The sequence below is a fragment of the uncultured Campylobacter sp. genome, assembly GCF_938017705.1.
Classification (GTDB): Bacteria; Campylobacterota; Campylobacteria; order Campylobacterales; family Campylobacteraceae; genus Campylobacter_B.
On sequence record NZ_CALIIS010000065.1, the window covers coordinates 1 to 4,630 of the forward strand.

A 4,630-nucleotide genomic window follows, 5' to 3' on the forward strand; every position below is an offset into this window, starting at 1 on the left:
GCTCGCTCAATTTCGTCGCCGATAAGCTCCGCATGCCGCAAAAGCTCCGCTCCTTCGAGCTTCAGCACCTCTCGTGCCGTATCTAAAATTTCACTCATTAAACCTTCTTTTTAAAATTTACTTTCATTTTATGCCTCTTTGCGCCGCGCTTAAATTTACGCTGGCTAAAATCTCACGCCTTTGAAATATCCTGCGCCGCTTCGTTCGTATAGCCGTGGGCTTGCTAGACGCTCTTTAAATTTCGCTCTACGCCGAAATTTTGCGCTTAAATTTTACTCGCCGCTTTAAAATTTCACGCCCGAAAGCTCACCCGCGCCATAAATTTCATTCGCCCGACGCAAATCAAAGCCGCCTTGCGCGCTAAATTTAGCTGCGCTTACATTAAATAAATCACCGGCACGATAGTCGGATATTTTTTGATCTTTCTAAATATGTGCTTTCGCACGGCCTGGCGAATCTTGCCCTCCAGCGCCCAGTGATCGAGCAAAATTTCATCTTTTAAATTTGCCAAAAACTGCTCGATGATGCCCTGCATCTCCTTGGTAAAGTGCGCCGTTTGGTTATCGGCAACGAGCCCGTAGGTGATGACGCGCGTCTGGATGAGCCTCTTTTCGTTTTTGTCGATCTGCGCGATGATGACCGCGACGCCCGCATCGGCTAAATTTTGGCGGTGTTTGACGATCTCGTCGGAGATCTGCTTGTTGATCTGATTGTCGATAAAGACTTTGCCCGTCTTGACCGTCTTGACGCGCTTTAGATATTTTTCGCAAATCTCCATCTGATCGCCGTCGTTCATCAGATAGATATTTTTCTCCTCGATGCCACACTCCATCGCGGTCTCTTTGTGTTTTACGATGTGGTTGTATTCGCCATGCACGGGTAGGAAAAATTTCGGCTTTATTAGGCGCAGCATGAGTTTTTGCTCCTCGATCGAGGCGTGCCCGCTTACGTGTATCTCGCTAAAGTCCTGATATGCGACCTTTGCGCCGCTTTTTAGCAGGTAGTTAAGCACGGTCGAGACGCTGCTTTCGTTGCCCGGGATCGCTTTGGCGCTGATGATTACCTGATCGGTGGATTTGATTTTAATGTATTTGTGCTCGTCCGTCGCCATGCGGTACAGCGCACTCATCGTCTCGCCCTGCGAGCCGGTAGTAACGATTAAAACCTCATTATCTGGATATTTGGAAACCTGATCGGCATCGACGAAGATTTTTTTGTCTAAATTTACATAGCCGAGCTCCATCGCGGTAAATAAATTTCGCTCCATGCTTCGTCCGATAACGCAGACCTTGCGGCCGTATTTTACGCCGCGCTCAATAGCCTGATAGACGCGGTGGATGTTTGAGCTGAAGGTGCTCATTATCACACGCCCCTTACAGCTCGAAAATATCGTATCAAAGGTCTTGCCTACCGAGCTTTCGGACTTTGTAATCCCCTCTTTATGCGAGTTTGTGCTATCGCTCATCAAAAGCATAACGCCGCGATCGCCGTAATACGCAAGGCGGTTCAGATCGGTCGGATAGCCGTCGATCGGCGTATGATCGATCTTAAAATCGCCCGTGTGGATGATCGTGCCCGCTTTCGTCGTAATTGCAAGCGCGCTTGCATCGATAATGGAGTGCGTTATGTGGATAAACTCGACCTCAAAATCACCGATCTGATAAAGCTGGCGCTTCTGCACGGGACGGAAGTAGCTACGCTCGGCTTTAAGGCCGTGCTCTTCAAATTTATTGCTTATCATCCCCAAAGGAAGCGGCGTAGCGTAGATCGGGAATTGAAATTCTTTGAAAAAATATGGCATCGCTCCGATATGATCCTCATGCGCGTGCGTGATAATTATGCCCTTGATCTTGTTTTTTATCTTGCGAACATAATCGAAGTCGGGGATTAAAATGTCCACGCCTAGCATGCTCTCCTCCGGAAAGCTCATGCCCACATCGACGATAATCGCGCTCGTATTAGTCTCAAAAACGGTCATATTCGCGCCGATCTCGCCCAGTCCGCCAAGCGGCGTGATACGCACCGTCTCATCGCTGCGATTAGCGTCTTTAAGCGGGTGCAGGCGCTCCTCGTGGATCAGCTTGTTTTGCGCGATCGCATCGTCCATCGCCTTTTGCCACGGCTCGTTGCCGGTGAGGCTCTTTGGCATATTTGAGCGTTTTTTGTGCTTTTTCTTTTTCTGTGAATCCGAAGAGTTCGTATCGTCTGCGACGCTAGAATTCGGGCCTTTTGCGTTATTGCCGCTTGGCTTTGCACGGCCGTCGCGGTTTAAATTTGAACCGCCCGCGCCGTTTTCGTTGTTTTTTGGGTATGCGCCGCCGAAATGCGCACCGCCCGCACCGTTTGAATGCGCGGCGTTTAAACCGCCATTTGACGCGCCACCCGCAGAATTTGATCCCTTATGAGAGCCGTTTTTTGAACCCTTTGAACGAACGGAATTTTGCCCGTTTTTCGCGCCTTTATTTTTGCGAGAGCCGTTTTCGTGCTCGCCACCGAATTCCACATCACCCGCAGAGCCTTCGCTTGCGATAGATTTTTTTAGATTTTCCTTGCGTTTTTTATAGCGATTGCTTTTTTTGAGTCGTTCGACGCCGTTTTCATTTCTGTTTTCTTCCATCTTTTGCCTTTAAATTTTTAAAAATTTCTAAAAAAAGGGTGGAATTTAACTCGTGCGCCCGAACCGCGGGCGGAATTTTCAAATTTAAAAAGATCTCTTCGGCTAAGCCTCTATCAAATTTTACACTTAAATTTTTAATAAGCGTCTTTCGCGGCGCACTGAAAGATACGCGCAAAAAGCTTTTAAATTTCTCGTATTCATCGAGACTTTGGAGCTGAGCGCAACTTTTTACGCCGAGACTCTCCGCGCTTTCCTCGGCACCGGGCTTGAAATTTTTGCCCTTTACGAGCCTGATCACCGACGAAGTTACCTTCGGCGCAGGCTCGAAGCAGCCAGGCTCAACGTCGAATAGAAGCTCGCAACCGCCCGCAAGATCCGCCAGGATCGAAAGAGCGCTAAAATCGCTCTGCCCGGCTCTAGCGCAGAATTTTAAAGCGACCTCCTTTTGGATCATCACCAAAAATCCGCTGCACAACTCATCGTCGATCGCCCGCAAAATCATCTTTGTAGCGACGTAGTAGGGCAAATTTGCGACTAAAAAATATTCGCCGCAGCCAAGACCCCGCTGCTGCCAAATCCGCAAAGCATCGCCCAAAACAAGCTCAAGCTCGCCGCTAGCGATCTGCTGCGCAAATTTAGCGCTTAAAATTTGATATAAATCTTCATCTATCTCGAAACTTTTTAATTTGTAAAATTCCAAAAGCTTGCGAGTTAAATCACCTAAGCCAGCCCCGATTTCAACGACATTTTGCATGTTCTCGGGAATCGCTTGGATGATCTTGCTTAAAACGGCTTCGTCTTTTAAAAAATTTTGCCCAAACTCTTTTTTCGCCCTAATCATCGCGAGAGTCTAGCCAAATTTTACTTATAAAGTCATTATGTTAAGTAAAATTTGGCTAAAATCATAAAAAATTTTATTTTAAAGAGCTGCTTTGAATAGATTTGCAAAACGCATAATCCCGTGCCTAGACGTCAAAGACGGACGCGTGGTAAAGGGCGTAAATTTCGTAGGTCTCGTGGACGCTGGCGATCCAGTCGAGATAGCCAAACGCTACAACGAGGAGGGCGCGGACGAGCTGTGCTTCCTTGACATCACGGCGTCGCATCTGGGGCGCGATACGATCGTAGATGTCGTAGAACGTGTCGCGCGCGAGCTTTTTATCCCGCTGACCGTGGGTGGCGGCATCCGCACGATCGATGATATCTCGCGCCTACTAAACGTCGGCTGCGACAAAATAAGCCTCAACTCCGCCGCGATAAAAAATCCAAATTTGATAGACGAAGCGGCAAATAAATTCGGCTCGCAGTGCGTCGTGATCGCGATCGACGCAAAACGAAATTCTAGTGAAATTTCGCGCGGTAATTTATATGGCGCGGCGAGGAATTTAAACGGAAATTTACACGGCGACATGCGAAATCCAGACACAAATTTAGGCAGTGAGACTCGAAATTTTGGCAAAATTTTACGCGCTCCGCAGGATGAAATTTTAACTGGGAACGGCGAGCCTTGCGGCTATAGTGTGTTTATAAACGGCGGTAGGCTGGATACCGGCAGGGATGCGCTTGCTTGGGCGAAAGAGGCGCAGGAGCGCGGTGCGGGCGAAATTTTGCTCACGTCGATGGACTGCGACGGCGTTAAAAACGGCTTTGAGCTAAATTTGACGCGGATTTTTAGCGCGCTTGATATCCCTGTGATCGCAAGCGGCGGTGCGGGTAAAATGGAGCACTTCAAAGACGCATTTTTAGCGGGCGCGGACGCATGCTTGGCAGCGTCAATTTTTCACTTCAGAGAAATCGAAATCAAGGCACTAAAAGCGTATTTGCGAGAACAAAATATTGAAGTGAGACTGTAAATTTAGTCAGGTTTATACCGTGGGGTTGAAACTTAGCTGTCAAAGCGACTAAACAATTAATTTTATTTCAGCCTTTATTATCTTGCAAGTTTTTTGCAAGCATCGTTTTTGCTTAGATAAAATTTCTTCGTTTTAGCTAAATTATAAGCTTTTTTTATGA

The 4,630-nt window shown here is 47.5% G+C and carries 3 protein-coding genes; 1 reads left to right on the forward strand and 2 read right to left on the reverse strand.

Translation table 11 applies throughout. The annotated features are described in order from the left end of the window. Positions 1-376: 376 nt before the first annotated feature. Both Q0605_RS03350 and rsmA read right to left on the reverse strand, forming a co-directional pair. Entirely contained in the window at positions 377-2,617 is a 2,241-nt protein-coding gene (locus Q0605_RS03350) for an RNase J family beta-CASP ribonuclease (protein WP_298704238.1), read from the reverse strand. Next, positions 2,598-3,458, reverse strand: coding sequence for a 16S rRNA (adenine(1518)-N(6)/adenine(1519)-N(6))-dimethyltransferase RsmA (gene rsmA, locus Q0605_RS03355; protein WP_298704240.1), 861 nt, complete (start codon positions 3,456-3,458; stop codon positions 2,598-2,600). Before rsmA ends, Q0605_RS03350 begins: the two co-directional genes overlap by 20 nt. 91 nt (positions 3,459-3,549) lie before the next feature. Between rsmA and hisF the strand changes: the two genes are divergently transcribed. Then, positions 3,550-4,470, forward strand: coding sequence for an imidazole glycerol phosphate synthase subunit HisF (gene hisF, locus Q0605_RS03360; RefSeq protein ID WP_298704242.1), 921 nt, complete (start codon positions 3,550-3,552; stop codon positions 4,468-4,470). The last annotated feature ends 160 nt before the right edge of the window (positions 4,471-4,630 follow it).